Source organism: Bradyrhizobium sp., assembly GCF_036735945.1.
Classification (GTDB): domain Bacteria; phylum Pseudomonadota; class Alphaproteobacteria; order Rhizobiales; family Xanthobacteraceae; genus Bradyrhizobium.
The window spans coordinates 13,834-32,020 of record NZ_DAINNI010000001.1 but is presented as its reverse complement, the minus strand read 5'-3'; the positions used below and the strand labels follow the sequence as shown (position 1 = coordinate 32,020).

Sequence of the window (18,187 nt, the reverse complement as noted above, 5' to 3'; positions counted from 1 at the left end):
CAGGAAAGTTGTCATGGCTGACCCCAAAGCAACGCTCACCTTCAAGCTCGATACGCCGCCGAACCAGAGGTGGAGCGGAGCCCTGCCGGTCGAGGTCCGTGACGAAAAGCTTGTCCTCAGGGCGCGTGGGGTCAGCGACGATACCCTGGAGGTGCCGCCCGGCCGCTACTACGTCACCGCACAGCTGCCGAACGGCGACCAGGCCACGGTCGACGGCATCGTGACCGTCAATCCCGGCGACAACAAGCAGCTCGACATCCCGCTTCGGGATGTCACTTTCCCTGCGACCCTTGAAACCACGAATACGCTTGCGGACTCGTTCTGGAAATATTCGCGTCCGGTCACGCAGGTCTTTTTCAGGCAGTCGTTTGCGATCCTTCACGGCAACTGGCTGGCCGACAAAGTCCCCGGCACCATCTCGAAAGGGCCGCTCAAGCGCGAACCTACGACCCGGTCGAACCTGGACGTCCCGTTTTCGCGCGAGGCGGTCTGGATCGAAATCGAGCGATCGAAGCAATACAATTATTTCGCGGTCCCGGTCGACGAAGGCGGTACGACGACCGTCGAATGGACGCTGGACCTCGACACCGACAAGCTGGCCCTCAAGTTCGATTTTCACGACGGCGAACTGAACTCGCTGCTCGACTTCGCCGATAGCAGCAAGGCGAACGAGGCACGATCGATATCGAGCACGCTGGTCACACGGCCCGATTATTACGCGACGAAGAAGCCATCCCCGCTTCGCGCGACGCTCGGCGCCTACGTGCTGATACGCGCCAACCAGCTTGAAGGCCTCGACGAGTGGACCGGCCATCTGGTTGCGTCCCATCCCTGGCTTCCGGACACGCTGGCGGTTCGCGTCGAGTACCTGGCGCGCAGCGGCCGGCATCCGGAGGCACTGAGGGTATTGCTTGATGTTCCGCAGTCGGGGGCGCCGCTGTTCCGGTCCGGCGTCAGCTATCTGGCCGATCGCGCCAAGACCTACGCAAGGCTGGCGCCCGAAGGCAAATCCAGCCTCCAGGTCTCGACGGCCGACACGGCGAGGCTCGAGAAAATCTCGCAAGTATTCAGCGACCTCGTGATCGCGCTGGATATGACCTCGTCGACGACGGCGCTTCGACACGTACCCGCGCTCAAACCCGAGTAACCGGAACCGCATTGCCATCCGTCCGGTCGACCGTCCAGGGCACGGCGACCGTGGTCGCGAAGTCGCCGACGGCGAGACGGTCGCCGCCCGACCGCCGGATTTCCGCCGCCAGCACGTAGCTGTCGCGCGCCCGGAACTCCCACTGCGCTTCCAGGCTGAAGGGAATGCGTTCCTGCTGCCCGTTGATCCCATCGATGACGGTCTCGGCAATCCGCGCCGATCGCGCGTCGATCAAGGTCACGTCATCGAGCCCGACGACCGCGGTCGCGCCGTCGAATAGTTGCGGCGACGGGAGCTGGATCCATCCACGTATCGAGACCTTGCGCATGGGGTTCCCGCGATCGCGCCGGCACACCCGGATTTCGCGCCACACGCTTGCGGCGCGAAATTCTACTATGATTTATCCTGCCCTCGATGCCTGCGGCCGATGCACGACCGAGGGCATTTCCTGCGCATCGAACACGATCCCCTCATACCCACTCTGCGCCACTTCAGTGATCGCGGCGACATATTTCGGCGTGCCGCCATTATACACGAGATAGCGCGGCTTGCCGTATTCGTGGCCGGGAACGTTGGAATTGTAGCCGGTGAACCATGACCTGGCTTTGCGCATCAGCATGATCGCGTACATCTTGGTCACATGCGCGGTCCAGCGCGCCTGCGCCTCATGCGTCGGCTCCGCGCGCGTGCAGCCGCGGCGCCAGATGTGCTCGAGCAGCCCCATGCACCAGCCGACGCCGTTCTCGATGCCGCGTGGAAAATTCGTCGATGCCGAACCGCTCTGCGGCCCGGTCGGCATCAGCAGGTTCGGAAAGCCATGCGCCATCATGCCGAGGAATGTCGAGGGGCCGTCGCGCCATTCGTCCGCCAGCTTCACCCCGCCGACACCGGTGATATCGATCGCATCGAATGAGCCGGTGATGGCATCGAAGCCGGTGGAATAGATGATGATGTCGAGCTCGTAATCGCGCGCGCTGGTGCGCAGGCCTGATACGGTAACGCATTCGATCGGCGTCTCGCTGATGTCGACGAGGTGCACATTGTCGCGGTTGTAGGCCTCGAAATAATTCGTCTCCAGCGGCACCCGCTGCACGCCGAAACCATGGTCTTTCGGGATCAGCTTTTCCGCGGTCACGGGATCCTTGACGCGCTGCCGGATGCGGTCGGCGATGTAGGCGGAGAATTCGGCATTGGCCGCTTCGTCGGTAAATATCTCGCGGAAATTGCTCAGCCAGATGCCGAAGCCGGGCTCGTCGTAGAGCCTGTCCCACAGCGCGATCCGTTCCTCGCGCGTGACCTCGTAGAAACCGCGCCTGTCGGGCTCGTGCTCGAAGCCGCCGGGCGAGCGCATGCAGGCCGCGAAGATCTCGTCATAGCGCGAACGAATATCGGCCATCTCCCGTTCGGAGATCCTGCTGTTGTTGAGCGGCGCGCTCCAGTTCGGCCGCCGCTGGAACACGGTGAGTTCGCCGACCTTGTCCGCGATCTCGCCGATGATCTGGATGGCGGTGGCGCCGGTGCCGATGATGCCGACTTTCTTGCCGGTGAGATCGACCGCCTCGTGCGGCCAGTAGAAGGTGTGGAACGAACGGCCCTTGAACGTGTCCATTCCCTGCAGCCGCGGCGGTGTCGGCGTCGACAACAGGCCCACCGCGAGAATGAGGAAGCGGCAGCTCAGTTCACGGCCGTCGTCGAGCGTCAGGCGCCACAGATCTGCGGCCTCGTCGAAGCTTGCGGCCTCCAGCTTGCGGTTGAAGCGCATGTATTTGCGCAGGTCGAACTTGTCGGTGACATAGTTGAGGTAGCGCAGGTTCTCCGGCTGCGCCGAAAACCGTTCCTTCCAGTGCCACTCCTCGAGCAGTTCCTTCGAGAAGGAATAGCCGTAGGTGTAACTCTCGGAATCGAAACGCGCGCCGGGATAGCGGTTCCAGTACCAGGTGCCGCCGAGATCGGGCGCAGCGTCCAGCACGAGGGCATCGATCCCGAGATCGGCCAGCCGCTTGATCTGGTAGATGCCCGAGACGCCCGCGCCGATGACGACGACCTCGTAATGCGGCTTGATGTCCCCGGTCATGCGCGGCTTCCCCATTTGTTGTTGACGCCTGCGATCTCCGCGCGGCCGGATACCACTATAGCAATTCCCCGCCGGCTTGCACTTGCGTCTGCAAGCCGGCCTGCGATGCGGAAAACATGACTGTCATCCCCGCCAAGGCCTTTCTAACTCCGCCGTCATCCCCCGCGAAGGCGCGCGAAGGCGGGGGAACCAGTACGCCGCGGTATATCGGTTCAATCATTGAGGTCTCTGGAATGCTGGATCGTCCGCCCCAGTGCGCAATTGCGCACAAGGCGGACGATGACAGTTAAATATGACGCTGCGATCTCGCGACATGTTTTGCCCGAGGTTTGTATCTCGTTGGTCGCCCTCTCCAATCTGAGGGCGCAGGGAAGACCGGGTGCGCGCCGCACCCGCGGTCTCGTGTGCTGTTGCGCATAGCAAGAGATGCACACGAGCATACAGGTTCGGCGGGAGCATCCCGGCCTTCCCTGCGCAATGGCTTTACGGCTTACTTCGCGCTCTTCCCGGAGAACGGCTCTTTTGCCTCCGTCGCCCGCAGGACGCTTTCGCTTCTCGCGGACTTAACGCCAGCACCACGGCGCCAGAACCACACGACTTCACCGTACGCTTCCGGCGCGCAACGTCTATCGCGCCATCGGCGTCCATCGCATCTCACCGCGCGCTGGTGACGTGGCCGACGCCCCTCATCTGCGGTGAGACGAGTGGAATTATGCCGGTGATTTGGGGGAGAACGGAAGCGGAATATTTTTGATTCTCGGGATTGACACGATTTCCGAAAATCAGAACTGAGTTGCCCGTCGGGCAATCACATCACGGCTGCCGTAGCCCACCATCAAGCAGCGCGACCGCTGTTGGATGGTGTGCACGTCGCTTGCGCTCCCTTGCCCACCCTACGAGTGCGAGCCCGCACCTACCTGCGCAAGCAGCTCTTCGACATACGGGTCCTCGATATCAAGCGCCTGGAGCTGCATCGCCAACTGCACCAGATATTCCCGGTTGGTGCCGAGAACGCCCTTGCCGCTCGCGATCAGTGCCGCGGTCTCGGCGAGCGGCAGTTCGCCGACATAGCTCGGATGCGTCGGATTGGAGACAAAGGCCAGCGCCGTGATCGGGCCCTGCGGCGTCGTCATCGGCACCAGCGCCGGAGCATAACCGCCGCGTATCATCTCGCGGCGCCACAGGATCGCGGTCTCGGCGTGGACGGTTTCGGCCGCGATGCGAAATGCCAGGCCATGGCAGCGCCCCGGCTGCGGCTCCAGCGACAGCATCAGTGCCGGATAGTCATGCGAGCCGCGGCCGAGATTGATCTTCAGCGTGAAGCGGCGCTGATAGCTTTCGGCATCGGCGAGCCGCACCTCGGCGAAATGAAAGCCGGGATCCCACATCAGCGAGCCGTAGCAGAAGATCCAGAGGTCATGGCCTTCGGGATATTCGCCGAGCAGCGCCAGCCGCGACGCTTCGATTTCATCGTCCGACAGCCGCCAGTTCACCGGCCAGCCCGCGGCCCGCGCGCGCTGCTCCCACATCGAGAACATTTCCGGGGTCAGGCGCAGCAGCGATTTTTCCGGATGCGTCACGCGCGCCCGCAGGTCCGGCAGATGAATGAATGCGTCCGCGGTCAAGCCTGCATCCTCCTGTGCGGATGGTCCTGCCGGCCAATGTGCCATCGACCGAACTGCACGCCAATCCGGGGAGCACGGCGCTCGCACGTCATTATCTCATGACGTGCCCAAATTTTCTCGAGGCGCTCAAGCGCACGCGGCTTGCGGCGTTGGATGAAAGAACTACGGCCGGCCGGGCCTCATGCGCATCGAACCTTGTGCGTAGCGGTCTCCAGCTCCTCGAACATCCGCCGAAAGTGCGATCGAACGGCGTCGTCGCATTCGCAGGCGCGCTTGCGTATCTGCTCGATATCGATGATGTGCAGCCGTCCCCGGCTATAGGAAATCAACCCGGCCGCCTGCAGCGCGCCGGCCACCGTCGTCACGCTGGTGCGCCGGACGCCCATCATCCGGGCGAAGAGCTCCTGCGTCAGCAGAAGGTCGGGACCGGCGAGGTCGTGCATGCGCGAAAGCCATTTGCACGTGCGTGCATCGATGTCGTGGACCGCATTGCAGGCAGCGGTCTGCTGCACCTGGGCAAGGAAGAACTGCTCGTATCTGATCAGCAGCGCCTTGAAATCCGGCAGTTCGGCCGCAAGCAGGCGCAACTTCTCCGACGGCATGACCGAAGCCCTGCCGGCGATCTGCACGGTCACGAGGTTGAGCGAGACCTTGTCGTCAAGCGCCTGGCTCGCGCCAAGGACGCCGTCATCGCCGACCATGCCGGTCTCGATGGCGGCGCCGTCGGAGAGCTCGACGATGCAGGAGATGATCCCCGAATGCGGGAAGTATACCCGCTCGATGCGCTGATGCGGTTCGGCGAGCACTTCCGCCGCGACCAGATCAACCAGCGAAAGATGAGGCGCGACGCGCGCAAGGCTCGCCGGTGCGAGGCGGCGAAGCAGGAAGTTCGAAGCCTGAGGCATCTTTCAATCCTCTGCGCGCGGCAACTCGCGGTTGTCCAGCGAGCTGCGCGCCGAGCAACTTCCCATTTGGGAAAGAGTGCGACTTGGCCAAAGCTTGCGCAAGGCAAAAAATCGGCCAACCGCCGCATACGACTTCCGAATAAGGCCCTGCGCGCGGCGCCCTTTCGGCATGACGGGATTTCCCTTATGAGCGGAGGGCAATCCTTCGTCGCAACGGCCGGCAAGCAGCAGGTTCACCGGAGTGCTGCCGGACCGGCAAAGTCACCGCACCAATAACACCGCACCAATAACAAGGGCAATCCGATGCGCGACCAGTTCTCCAACAACCAGCAAGTCCGCAAACCCGCCGTGAGTTCCAAAGGCGGCGTCGTTGCAGCGCAGTCGCGCAAGGCCGCCGAGGTCGGCGCAGAGGTGCTGGCGGCGGGCGGCGACTGCGTCGATGCCGTGATCGCGACCACGTTTGCGCTCGGCGTGCTGGAGCCCTGGATGAGCGGCCCCGGCGGCGGCGGCGCGATGGTGCTCTACCGCGCGCGCGAAGACCGCCATGAGGTGATCGATTACGGCATGCGCTCGCCGGCGAGCCTGAACCCGGCGGACTATCCGCTGACCGCCAGCGGCGCGGCCTCCGACATCTTTCCCTGGCCGCGCGTGAAGGACGACCGCAACATTCACGGCCCCGGCTCGATCGCGGTGCCCGGCGTGGTCGCCGGCATGCAGGAGGCGCATCGCCGCCACGCCAAAATGCCGTGGAAGGAATTGCTGGCGCCGAGCGTGAAGCTTGCGGGCGAAGGTCTCGCGGTGGACTGGTGGACCACGGTGATGATCGCGAGCGGGGCTGCCGATCTTCGCCGTTATCCCGCAAGCGCCGCCGCCTATCTGGTGGACGGCCTGCCGCCAAATCCGCAATGGGGCGTCAGGTCGATGATCCGGCTGCCGCAGGACCGGCTCAAGGCGACGATGGCGCAGCTTGCCAGCGCGGGCGCGCGCGATTTCTACGAAGGCGACATCGCAAACAGCCTGGTCGCCGATATTTGCGGAGCCGGCGGCGCGCTGTCGGTCGAAGACCTCAAGCCATATCGCGCCCATCTGCGCGAGCCGCTGGCGATCCCCTATCGCGGCGGCAAGGTGTTTGCCACGCCCGAACTCACCGCGGGCCCCACGCTGTCGCGCACGCTCGGCATCCTGCAAAAGGAGCTTTCGCCCGCGCGCGGCGGACCGGATGCGGCGGCCTACGCCGCCTATGCATCGGCGCTGCAGGCCGCGTATCGCGAACGGCTGAAGGACATGGGCGACCAGGACGGCAGGCGTTCGCTCGGCGCCGAGGCGCTGGCGCCGGCCTGCACCACGCATTTCTCGGCGGTCGATCGCCACGGCAACATGGCGGCGGTGACGCAGACGCTGCTCTCGACCTTCGGCTCGAAGTTCGTCGCCGAAAAGACCGGCATCACCATGAACAACGGCATCATGTGGTTCGACCCGACGCCCGGTGTGCCGAACTCGCTGGCGCCGGGCAAGCGCTGCCTCACCAACTACACGCCGGTGCTGGCGCAGGCTGCCGACGGCCGCCGCGTGGCGGTCGGCGCGTCCGGCGGCCGGCGCATCCTGCCCGCCGTCAGCCAGCTTCTGTCCTTCGTGATGGACTACGGCATGGACCTCGACGCCACGATCCACCAGCCGCGCATCGACGCCAGCGAAGGCGCCATCGTGATCGGCGACAAGCGTTTTCCGAAAGCGACGCACGATGCCCTGGCCGCGCGCTTCGACTACGAGCAGGCGGGCGTGCAGACGCTGCCGATGAAGTTCGCCGTGCCCAGCATGGTGATGCGCAACGGCGACACCAACAGCGGCGCCAGCGAACCGTTCCATGCCTGGAGCGAGGCTGTGGCGGAGGGATGAATCCCGCGGAAGATGCGAAAGCGGTCGTGCTTTGGGTAAACTGCGTCACGCGGGCAGGATAAGCCCGCGTCTGGAGCAAATCATGGATCAGGCCCGAGAGGATTTTGTTCCGCACAGCGCGCATTGGGGCGCGTTCTCGGCGCGGTGGAACGGCGCCACCCTCGACATCGTCCCCTACGCGGGCGATCCCGCGCCATCATCGATCTTGCAGAACTTCACCAATGCGATGCGCCACAAGGCGCGCATCCTGCGGCCGATGGTGCGCAAGGCCTGGCTGGACCGGGGCGCGCGCGCCGAGCGCAGCTTTGACCAGACGTTCGTCGCGGTTCCCTGGGACGAAGTGCTCGACCTGCTGGCGGGCGAATTGTCGCGCGTCAAAACCGAACACGGCGCCGCCGCCGTCTATGGCGGCTCCTACGGCTGGTCCAGCGCCGGACGTTTCCACCACGCGCAGAGCCAGGTTCATCGCTTCCTGAACATGGCGTTCGGCGGCTATGTGCGCTCGGTCAACAGCTACAGCGCCGGCGCCTCGGCCGTGATCCTGCCGCACATCATGGGCGGCTACGAGGCGGTCTCGCGCCATAACGTGACCTGGGATGCGATAGCCGAGCACACTGACATCGTGCTGGCCTTCGGCGGCATGGCGGTGAAGAACTCGGATGTCGCGAGCGGCGGCGTCAGCCTGCATATCGAGCGCGACACGATGCAGCGCGCCGCACGCCGCGGCGCCGTGTTCTACAACATCGCGCCCCTACGCGACGACATGCCGGAAGAGGCCGGCGGACGCTGGCTGCCGATCCGCATCGGCGCCGACGTCGCGCTGATGCTGGCGCTGGCACACACGCTCCGCGTCGAAAATCTCTGGGACAGCGGCTTCGTCGCGCGCTACTGCACCGGCTTCGACACCTTCGAGCGCTATCTGCTCGGCCGCGACGACAACACGCCGAAGGATGCGGCATGGGCCGCCGATATCACCGGCATTCCCGCCGCTGCGATCGTCGACCTTGCCCGCCGCCTGCCGCGCGGACGCACTTTGGTCACGGTCTCGCATTCGCTGCAGCGCGCGCAACATGGCGAGCAGCCGGTGTGGATGGGCGCGGTGCTCGCCGCGATGCTCGGCCAGATCGGCCTGCCCGGCGGCGGATATAATTACGCGCTCGGCGCCCTCGGCCATACCGGGCGCCGGCCCAATGCGGTTCCGATCCCGACGCTGCCGCAGGGCAAGAACGGCGTCGCCGACTTCATCCCGGTCGCGCGTGTCGCCGACATGCTGCTGCATCCGGGCCAGCGGTTCGACTACAACGGCCGCGCGATGCACTACCCTGATATCAAGCTGGTCTATTGGGCGGGTGGCAACCCGTTCCATCATCACCAGGACATCAACCAGTTGCGGCGCGCCTTCAACGTCCCGCAAACCATTGTCGTGCACGAGAGCGCCTGGACGCCGATGGCGAAATTTGCCGACATCGTGCTGCCGGCGACGATGACGCTGGAGCGCGACGACATCGGCGCCGCCGCCACCGATCCGAGGCTGGTCGCGATGCGCAGGGCGGTGGAGCCAATCGGCGAAGCGCGCGACGATTTCGATATCTTTGCCGCGCTGTCGCGGCGGCTCGGCGTAGAGCAGGCTTTTACGGAAGGACGCAACAGCCGGCAGTGGCTGGCGCATCTCTACGAGCCGACGCGGCGCGCGCTCGCGGACGCCGGTTGGGACGCGCCGGACTTCGACGCGTTCTGGCGTCGCGGCGAACTCGCGCTGCCGTCCGCTCCCGATGACGGCGGCTTCCTGCGCGCCTTCCGCAACGATCCCGTCAAGAACAGGCTGACGACGCCAAGCGGCAGGATCGAGATTCATTCGGAAACCATCGCGGGCTTCGGCTATGACGACTGCCCGTCCCACCCGGCCTGGCTGCCGTCAACCGAGCCGGCCGACGCGCGCCATCCGCTGACGCTGATCGCCAACCAGCCGGTAACGCGGCTGCACAGCCAGCTCGACTTCGGCGCCTACAGCCAATCGAGGAAGATCGCCGGCCGCGAAGCGGTTCGCCTCCATCCGGCCGACGCGGCGCAGCGCGGCATCGCCGATCGCGACATCGTCCGCCTGTTCAACGATCGCGGCGCGTGCCTCGCTGCGGCCACCATCTCGCACGACGTCATGCAGGGTGTGGTGCAACTGTCGACCGGCGCCTGGTACGATCCGCAAGCCGGCGCCGCGGCAGATCCGCTCTGCGTCCACGGCAATCCGAACGTGCTCACCCGCGATATCGGCACGTCACGGCTCGCGCAGGGCTGCTGCGGCCAGGTGACGGCGGTCGAGTGCGAGAAATATCAGGGCGCGCTGCCGCCCATCCGCGCCTTCGATCCACCCGATCAAGGGTAACGCGATCGTCATCATCGGCCTCGGGGAGCGCGCGCTGACGCGTTCCCGCGCCTCTCGGAACCACGCGAATCCGCTGGCGCGTCCCTTGAAATTCGGGCAGTCGTAGGCCATGCCCATTTCCAGCCGCTACTTTGTTCAATCCACTGCCGCCCTGTTGCTTGTCGGATTTTTGGCGCTGCTCGGCATCGTCGGCATGACGTTCTGGCTGGGTGAGCGCGCCCAGGTCTATTTCAACGAAGTCATTGCCGCGCGCGATGCGCGCAGCGCCGCCGTCGACCTGCGCAACGCGGTTCAGACCGCGGAATCCAGCCAGCGTGGATTCCTGTACACCGGCAACGAGATCTATCTCGCTCCCTACGGACCGGCCAAGGCGCTGGCCGAGCGCCAGCTCGCGGCGGTCAATCGAATGCTGGCCTCCTACGAAGGCGTCAACGCCTCGCTTGAACGCCTCACTACGGTCATCAACGAGAAGTTTGCCGAGATGGACCAGACCATCGCGTTGAAGCGCGACTATCGCGATGCGGACGCGCTGGCGCTGGTGCGGAGCAATCGCGGCAAGGCGCTGATGGACGAAGCCAATGTGTTCTTTGCCGGCATCATCAGCGCGACCGATGAGCGGTTGACGACCGGCGTCGCCGAGCAGAAGGCCAATGCCATCCTGCTGCGGCTGCTTTCGATCATCGGCGGCATCGTGATCGTCATCGTGATCGGCATCGCCGCGGTCACCGTCGCGCGCTACACGCGCGAGCTGCTTCGCGCGCGAACCGAAGTCAACATGCTGAACACCGGCCTGGAGCAGCGCGTCGAGGCCCGGACCGCCGATCTGGCGCGCGCCAATGACGAGATCCAGCGCTTCGTCCATATCATCTCGCACGACCTGCGCGCGCCGCTGGTCAGTATCGTCGGCTTCACCGGCGAACTGCAGGACAGCATGACGAGCCTGAGCGCGCTGGTCGAACTTTCCGATGCCGGCGGGGCCGACGACCCGGTGCTGAAGGAAGCGCGCGCCGCCACCACCGAGCTGATACCCGAGGCGATCGGCTTCATCCGCTCCTCGACCGACAAGATGGAGCGGCTCATCAGCGCGGTTCTCAAGCTCGCGCGCGAGGGACGGCGGCCGTTGAAGGTCGAACGGATCGATCTCCGGGAGGTGGTCTCCGGCGGCGCGGCTGCGATCCAGCATCAATTGTCCGAAGCCGGTGGAAAGATCGACATGCAACTGGATGTCCCCGTGATCCAGAGCGATCGCTTCTCGCTGGATCTGATCATCGGAAACCTGCTCGACAACGCCGTCAAATATCGCGCCAAGGATCGCCCGCTGCACATCGATGTACGGGCGCGGCCGATCGCCGACGACCGCGTCGAGATCGAGATCGCCGACAACGGCCGCGGCATCGCGGAGCGCGATCAGGCGCGCGTCTTCGATCTGTTCAAGCGCTCGGGCACGCAGGACCAGCCGGGCGACGGCATCGGCCTTGCCTACGTCATGGCCGCGCTCCGCAACCTCGGTGGCGACATCGGCCTGACATCCGAGATCGGCCGCGGCACCAGCTTTCGCCTCACCATGCCGCGAAGGTTGCAACCAACGGGGAATGTTGCCTGAGGCGAAAAGCCTGCTAACAGAAGTCGATCGGCCATGTCTGGGGTTCAGGCCGTGGGGGACGACAATGTTACCGGGTAACACAACGAAACGCCGTGCCGCGCCGCCGGCATGGATCGTGTGCGCGCTGGGGTTGATCGCCACGTCGGTGCCGTCAGCGGCACAGAACGGGCCACCCGGCATCACCATGCCCCGGACCTTGCCGCCGTTCGATCCCGCATCCCCCGCCTGCCGGCCGCCCGAGGGCCTCAGCAAGATGCTGGCGTTCGCGCAGGACACGCGGCGCGAATTCATGCAGGGGGTCGATCAGGGGCTGGCGGCAGCGGCAAAGGATCGCGGCCTGCAATATCGCCTGCTGATCGCTGATAGCGACGCGGCCAAACAGGCCGAGCAGGTGCGGTCGCTGGTGGCGTCCAGGGTCGGCGGCGTGGTGGCATCGGCTGTCGACTCGACCTCGCTTGGCCCGCGCCTGCGGGAGGTCATCTGGTCCGGCGGCTATGTCGGCACCGTCGTCGCCCCGCCCGCGACGTCGCTTTTGAACGCCCCGCAATACCTCACCGGAAAGGTGCTGGGAGATGCGGCGAGCGCCCACATCAAGGGGACGCTCGGCGGCAAGGCAAAAGTGGTGCTGCTGACCCAGGACAGCCTGGAATTCCTCGCGCCGCGCTTCGTCGCCTTGCGCGACTCCTTGCGCGATATTCCCGGCGCCAGCATCGTTGCCGATATCTCGCCCAATCCGGTCAGCAAGGACGGCGGCTTCGCGACGATGCGGACCATCCTGCTCGCCAATCCGGACGTCGACGTCGTGCTCGGTGCAGACAATGTGGTGCTCGGCGCGCTGGCCGCGCTGCGCGCCGCGGGCAAGACGCGCGCAAACCAGTTTCTCGGCGGCATCGACGGCGAACCGGAAGCGGTGTCGGAAATCAAGAACGGCAATTCGCCCTACCGCATCAGCATCAGCCTGGCATCACCAGTCTTTGGCTACGCCATGGGCCAGCACGCCGCGGACTGGCTTGAAGGCAAGAGCATCCCGCAGGCGATGGATATCCTGCCGAGCCCGCTTACGGCGGCCAACATCGCGCAGTACGAGTCTGATCTGGCCAATCCCGGACGCGTCTACGCCGATCCGGCGCGGCGCGCGGCCTATCTGAAGATGTACGGCAACACCTGCTACGACAGCCGCGATCAGTACGTGAATTTTCCCTGGTCGTCGGAGCGCAAGTAACGCTCCCGTCTAGCCGTCATTGCGAGCGCAGCGAAGCAATCCACGTCTCGACTCGGGGACAGATGGATTGCTTCGCTTCGCTCGCAATGACGGGCGCGAGTCGTGCACTCACCCGAACCTGTGATCGTAGCGGCTCACCGTAAGCTCGCTCACATCGATGTCAGGCTTCCGCCCCGAGATCAGGTCCGCCAGCACCCGTCCCGAGCCGCAGGCCATGGTCCAGCCGAGCGTGCCGTGGCCGGTGTTGAGATGCAGGTTGCCAAAGCGCGTCGCGCCGATGATCGGCGGGCCGTCCGGCGTCATCGGGCGCAGGCCGCACCAGAAGCTGGCTTTGCCCAGGTCGCCGCCGCGCGGAAACATGTCGGACAGCGAATGATCCAGCGTCGCGCGCCGCGCCGCGTCGAGCGTGTTCGAATAGCCCGAGATCTCCGCGGTGCCGCCGACGCGGATGCGATCGCCGAGCCGCGTGATCGCGACCTTGTAGCTCTCGTCCATCACGGTCGAGACCGGCGCGGCGTCTGCATCGACCACCGGCACCGTGATCGAATAGCCTTTTACCGGATAGACCGGCACGCGAACGCCAATCGGCTTGAGCCATCGCGGCGACCAGCTTCCGAGCGCCGCGACATAGGCGTCGCCCTGGAACAGCCCGGCGCTGGTGACGACGCCTGATACCCTGTCGCCATCCGCGACCAGCCGCTCGATCGTGGTGTTGAAATTGAACTGCACGCCGAGCCTGGCGGCTTCCTCGGCGAGTGCCTGCGTAAACATGTGGCAGTCGCCGGTCTCGTCCTGCGGCAGCCGCAAGCCCCCGACGAATTTTTCCTTCACCGCCGCCAGTGCCGGCTCGGCGCCGACGCAGCCGTTGCGATCCAGCACCTCATAGGGCACGCCATACTGCTTGAGCACGGCGATATCGCCGCCGGTGGAATCGAGCTGCTTCTGCTTGCGGAAGAGCTGCAGCGTGCCGCGGCTGCGCTCGTCATATGTGATGCCGATCTCGGCGCGCAGCGCGCGCAGGCAGTCGCGACTGTATTCGGCGATCGGGATCATCCTGCTCTTGTTGACGGCGTAGCGCTCGGCCGTGCAGTTGCGCAGCATCTTGAGCATCCACAGCCACATCACGGGATCGAGCTTCGGCCAGATCACCAGCGGGCCATGCCGCATCAATAGCCATTTGATCGCCTTGACCGGCACGCCCGGCCCCGCCCAGGGCGAGGAATAGCCGGGCGAGACCTCGCCTGCATTGGCAAAGCTGGTTTCCTGCGCCGGCGCGGCCTGACGGTCGACCACGACGACTTCATGGCCGGCGCGTGCCAGATAATAGGCCGTGGTGACGCCGATCACGCCACTGCCGAGAACGATGACTTTCACGATGCCTCACAGATCCGCCGCGGCAAATTTGCCGCGGCTTCTGTCTTTGCGAGCAAGGATCAGGCCACGCGCTTGATCGCGTCGCCGAGGATCGAGACGATGTCGTCGATATGGCTCTTCTCGACGATCAGGGGCGGCGACAATGCAAAGCTGTCGCCGCTCATGCGCAGGTAAAGCCCGCGATTGAAGCAGTCGACCATCACGTCATAGCCGCGCAGGCCGACGCCTTCCTTGCGCGGCGCGACTTCCACCGCGCCCATCAGGCCGATATTGCGGATATCGACGACGTTCGGCAGGCCCTTCAGCGAATGCAGCCCGTCGCGCCAGTATTCGGCCATCGACGCGCCGCGGGTCAGGAGCTTCTCGTCCTTGTAGATGTCGAGCGTCGCAAGGCCTGCGGCGCAGGCGGTCGGATGCGCCGAATAGGTGTAGCCGTGGAACAGCTCGATCGTGCCTTCCGGCCCCGTCATCAGCCCGTCATGGACCTTGCGGCTCGCGAACACCGCGCCGCAGGGCACGGTGCCGTTGGTGATGCCCTTGGCGGTCGTCATCATGTCGGGCGTGACGCCGAAATAGTCGGCGGCGAACGGCGTGCCGAGACGGCCAAAGCCGGTGATGACTTCGTCGAAGATCAGGAGGATGCCGTGCTTGTCGGCGATCTCGCGCAGGCGCTTCAGATAGCCCTTCGGCGGCGGCAGCACCGCGGTCGAGCCCGGCACCGGCTCGACGATGACGGCGGCGATGGTGTCGGCGCCATGCAGCGCCACCATCCGCTCGAGATCGTCGGCGAGATCGGCGCCATGCTCCGGCTCGTCCCTGGCGAACGCATTGCGAGTGAGGTCATGGGTGTGGCGGATGTGGTCGACGCCGGGCAGATGGGTCGCAAATGCGCGGCGGTTCGCCACCATGCCGCCGACCGACATGCCGCCGAAGCCGACACCGTGATAGCCGCGCTCGCGGCCGATCAGCCGCGTCCGCGTGCCCTGCCCGATGGCGCGCTGATAGGCCAGCGCGATCTTCAGCGCGGTGTCGACCGATTCAGAGCCCGAGTTGGTGAAGAAGATGCGATCGAGCCCCTTCGGCGCGATCTCGGCGAGCCGCTCGGCAAAATCGAACGCCATCGGATGGCCCATGTTGAACGACGGCGCAAAGTCGAGGTTGGTCAGGCTGCGCTCGACAGCCGTGGCGATCGGGCGGCGGCCATGGCCGGCATTGACGCACCACAGGCCGGCGGAGCCGTCGATCACCTTGCGGCCGTCGACCGTGGTGTAGTGCATGCCCTCGGCGGAGGCGAACAGGCGCGGCGCCTTCTTGAACTGCCGGTTGGCCGTGAAGGGCATCCAGAACGAGTCGGTCTGCAGGGTGTTCGGCTTTTGATGAACGGTCACGGGCTTAGCTCCTTTGCTGGCAGCTCAAGCTGCCAGCGGGCCACGCTCGGGACTCCATAACAAGTCCTTTTCTTCGCTTCTGTAACCCATTGATTTTACTGATGCCACTGGGGCATATTTGGTCGATCCGAAACACCTGCAACAGGGTTTTCCCATGAGCGTCGATATCGGTGGGCGACTCCGATTCATCCGCGCCCGGCACAAGCTGTCGCAGCGCGAGCTGGCCAAGCGTTCCGGCGTCACCAATTCGACGATCTCGCTGATCGAATCCAACCAGATGAACCCGTCGGTCGGCGCGCTCAAGCGCATCCTCGACGGCCTGCCGATGGGGCTCGCCGAATTCTTCGCGATCGAGCCGGAGCGGCCACGCAAGGCGTTCTACCGTTCGGACGAACTGACCGAAATCGGCAAGCAGCCGATCTCCTATCGCCAGGTCGGCGACACCATGTTCGGCCGCGCGTTGCAGATCCTGAAAGAGCGCTACGAGCCCGGCAGCGACACCGGCCGCGTGCCGCTGACCCATGACGGCGAGGAAGGCGGCATCGTGGTCAGCGGCCGGCTCGAGGTCACCGTCGACGACGAGCGCCGCATTCTCGACCCCGGCGACGCCTATTACTTCGAAAGCCGAAGGCCGCACCGCTTCCGTTGCGTCGGCGCCAAACCCTGCGAAGTGATCTCCGCCTGCACGCCGCCGACGTTCTGAGCGGCGGAAACGCCCGTTATTTGAATTTGCCATAACGCCGTGACAGCGCGAACCGGGCGCTGCGCTTGCACGGGGTGCAAAAAAGCTGAATAGTTTCCGTGATCCGACGAAAGATCGGATGCGTGCGGCTGCGCGCAGGCAGTCGTCTGTTGGAGCTTTTTCGCATGTCGAAGCTCGCCGAGCATGGCGCGTGCCTGCTGTGGAAGCCGGAATTGATTTGGCTGAATGTCGTCTCCGACGCGACGATTGCCATCGCTTTCTTTACGACGGCGTATGTCCTCGCCTACTTCGCGTGGCGGCGCTACCGCGAGCTGATGTTCCGGGGCGTGTTCCTGATATTCGCGATGTTCGTCGCGGTCTGCGGCGTGAACCGCCTGCTGTCGATCTACATCATATGGGTGCCGGCCTATGACGTCGAGGCTACGGTCAAGGCTCTGCTGGCCCTGATCTCGATCCCGATCACGGCAATACTTCTGCTGCTGCTGCCGCGGATCCTGGTGCTGCCGACGCGCATTCAGCTTGCGAACGCCTATGCCGCGCTCGAGGATGAGGTCAGGCAGCGCCGCGAGGCCGAAGCCATGGTCAAGCGTTTCGAGGAGAAGGAAGCCACCGAAGCCAAGGTCCGGCAAGCGCAGAAGATGGAAGCCATCGGCCAGCTCACCGGCGGCGTCGCGCATGACTTCAACAACATCCTGACCGTCATCACCGGGACCATCGAAATCCTCGCCGATGCCGTCAAGGACCGTCCCCACCTCGTCCAGATCACCGATCTGATCAACGGCGCCGCGACGCGGGGGGCCGAGCTGACCAAGCATCTGCTGGCCTTCTCCCGCCGCCAGCCGCTGCAGCCGCGCAACACCGACGTCAACGCCTTGATCATCGATACCGCGCGACTGCTGCGACCGACGCTCGGCGCGCACATCGAAATCGAATCGATGCTGGCGCACGATTCCGCGCCGGCCCTGATCGATCCGAGCCAGCTCTCGACCGCGATCCTGAACCTCGCGCTGAATGCGCGTGACGCCATGCCCGAGGGCGGCAAGCTGACGCTGGAAACCAAGAACGTCGTGCTCGATGAGAACTATGCGCGCGCCAACAGCGAGGTCAGGCCGGGCAACTACGTCATGATCGCCGTCAGCGACACCGGCGAGGGTATTCCGGGCACCCTGCTCGACAAGGTGTTTGAACCGTTCTTCACCACCAAGGAAGCCGGCAAGGGCTCGGGGCTCGGCTTAAGCATGGTGTACGGCTTCGCCAGGCAGTCGAACGGACATATCAAGATCTACAGCGAAGTGGGTCACGGAACGTCGGTGAAGCTGTATTTGCCGCAGGCCACCGGTGGCGGCGCGGAGGAGCCCGCCGGCGAGACCAGAGCATATGCGGGCGACCATAGCGAACAGACCATCCTGATCGTCGAGGACGACCCGCTGGTCCGTCAGTATGTGCTGGCGCAAATCACCCGCTTCGGATTCCACACGATCGCCGCCGCCAATGCCGCCGAGGCGCTGGCCATCATCGATGGACCTGAACGCGTCGACCTGCTGTTCACCGACGTCATGCTGCCCGGCGGCGTGAACGGCCGCCAGCTCGCGACCGAGGCGGTCAAGCGGCGGCCGGAACTCAAGGTGCTCTATACCTCCGGCTATGCGGAGAATGCCCTTGTGCACCACGGCCGGCTCGACGCCGGCGTGCTGCTGCTGCCGAAGCCTTATGTCAGCGCCGACCTCGCGCGGATGCTGCTGACCGCGCTGGCGTCGTGAGTTTTCCTCGGTACACCGCCGTCGCCTCGATGCACGAAGTTCGCGGTGCGGTGACAGACCTCACTTCTCCAGCGCGCATGACGCTTGACATAACCAGTTCGATATGACGA

The 18,187-nt window shown here is 65.0% G+C and carries 13 protein-coding genes; 7 read left to right on the top strand and 6 right to left on the bottom strand.

The window, feature by feature from the left end; translation table 11 throughout:
• The first annotated feature begins 13 nt into the window (after positions 1-13).
• Positions 14-1,147 (top strand): carboxypeptidase-like regulatory domain-containing protein, encoded by a 1,134-nt coding sequence (locus V7E26_RS00160; RefSeq protein WP_324412196.1) that lies wholly within the window; start codon positions 14-16, stop codon positions 1,145-1,147.
• Here V7E26_RS00160 and V7E26_RS00155 read toward each other — a convergent pair.
• The 4 genes from V7E26_RS00155 to V7E26_RS00140 form a co-directional block, all read right to left on the bottom strand.
• The gene (locus tag V7E26_RS00155; protein WP_324412194.1) at positions 1,134-1,475 is read right to left on the bottom strand and encodes a YbaY family lipoprotein; all 342 of its coding nucleotides are present in this window, start codon (positions 1,473-1,475) and stop codon (positions 1,134-1,136) included. The genes V7E26_RS00160 and V7E26_RS00155 overlap by 14 nt on opposite strands.
• 72 nt (positions 1,476-1,547) lie before the next feature.
• A complete protein-coding gene (locus V7E26_RS00150; RefSeq protein ID WP_324412192.1) occupies positions 1,548-3,221 on the bottom strand; it encodes a flavin-containing monooxygenase in 1,674 nt (557 codons plus the stop codon).
• A gap of 893 nt (positions 3,222-4,114) precedes the next feature.
• Positions 4,115-4,846 (bottom strand): gamma-glutamylcyclotransferase, encoded by a 732-nt coding sequence (locus V7E26_RS00145; protein WP_324412190.1) that lies wholly within the window; start codon positions 4,844-4,846, stop codon positions 4,115-4,117.
• A gap of 179 nt (positions 4,847-5,025) precedes the next feature.
• Complete coding sequence (locus tag V7E26_RS00140; RefSeq protein ID WP_324412189.1) at positions 5,026-5,751, bottom strand: Crp/Fnr family transcriptional regulator; 726 nt, start codon at positions 5,749-5,751, stop codon at positions 5,026-5,028.
• Between the two features lie 303 nt (positions 5,752-6,054).
• Between V7E26_RS00140 and V7E26_RS00135 the strand changes: the two genes are divergently transcribed.
• The 4 genes from V7E26_RS00135 to V7E26_RS00120 all read left to right on the top strand — a co-directional run bounded on the left by V7E26_RS00135 (position 6,055) and on the right by V7E26_RS00120 (position 12,852).
• The gene (locus tag V7E26_RS00135; RefSeq protein ID WP_324412187.1) at positions 6,055-7,647 is read left to right on the top strand and encodes a gamma-glutamyltransferase; all 1,593 of its coding nucleotides are present in this window, start codon (positions 6,055-6,057) and stop codon (positions 7,645-7,647) included.
• A gap of 82 nt (positions 7,648-7,729) precedes the next feature.
• Positions 7,730-10,027, top strand: a complete 2,298-nt coding sequence (locus tag V7E26_RS00130; protein ID WP_324412185.1) for a molybdopterin guanine dinucleotide-containing S/N-oxide reductase — start codon at positions 7,730-7,732, stop codon at positions 10,025-10,027.
• Positions 10,028-10,136: 109 nt separating this feature from the next.
• Positions 10,137-11,630, top strand: a complete 1,494-nt coding sequence (locus V7E26_RS00125) for a sensor histidine kinase (protein ID WP_324412183.1) — start codon at positions 10,137-10,139, stop codon at positions 11,628-11,630.
• Between the two features lie 64 nt (positions 11,631-11,694).
• Positions 11,695-12,852, top strand: a complete 1,158-nt coding sequence (locus tag V7E26_RS00120) for a sugar ABC transporter substrate-binding protein (protein ID WP_324412181.1) — start codon at positions 11,695-11,697, stop codon at positions 12,850-12,852.
• A gap of 108 nt (positions 12,853-12,960) precedes the next feature.
• On the opposite strand, the gene V7E26_RS00115 is transcribed toward V7E26_RS00120, so the two are convergent.
• Together V7E26_RS00115 and V7E26_RS00110 are read right to left on the bottom strand one after the other, a co-directional pair.
• Positions 12,961-14,226 carry a D-amino acid dehydrogenase gene (locus V7E26_RS00115; RefSeq protein WP_324412179.1) on the bottom strand — a complete coding sequence of 422 codons (1,266 nt, stop codon included), beginning with the start codon at positions 14,224-14,226 and terminating at the stop codon, positions 12,961-12,963.
• Positions 14,227-14,285: 59 nt separating this feature from the next.
• On the bottom strand, positions 14,286-15,614 hold the full coding sequence (locus V7E26_RS00110; RefSeq protein ID WP_324412178.1) for an aspartate aminotransferase family protein: 1,329 nt from the start codon (positions 15,612-15,614) through the stop codon (positions 14,286-14,288).
• A 154-nt stretch (positions 15,615-15,768) separates the two neighbouring features.
• Here V7E26_RS00110 and V7E26_RS00105 point away from each other — a divergent pair, with 154 nt between their 5' ends.
• Both V7E26_RS00105 and V7E26_RS00100 read left to right on the top strand, forming a co-directional pair.
• Positions 15,769-16,317, top strand: coding sequence for a cupin domain-containing protein (locus V7E26_RS00105; protein WP_324412176.1), 549 nt, complete (start codon positions 15,769-15,771; stop codon positions 16,315-16,317).
• Positions 16,318-16,481: 164 nt separating this feature from the next.
• Entirely contained in the window at positions 16,482-18,077 is a 1,596-nt protein-coding gene (locus V7E26_RS00100) for an ATP-binding protein (protein WP_324412174.1), read from the top strand.
• Positions 18,078-18,187 lie beyond the last annotated feature (110 nt).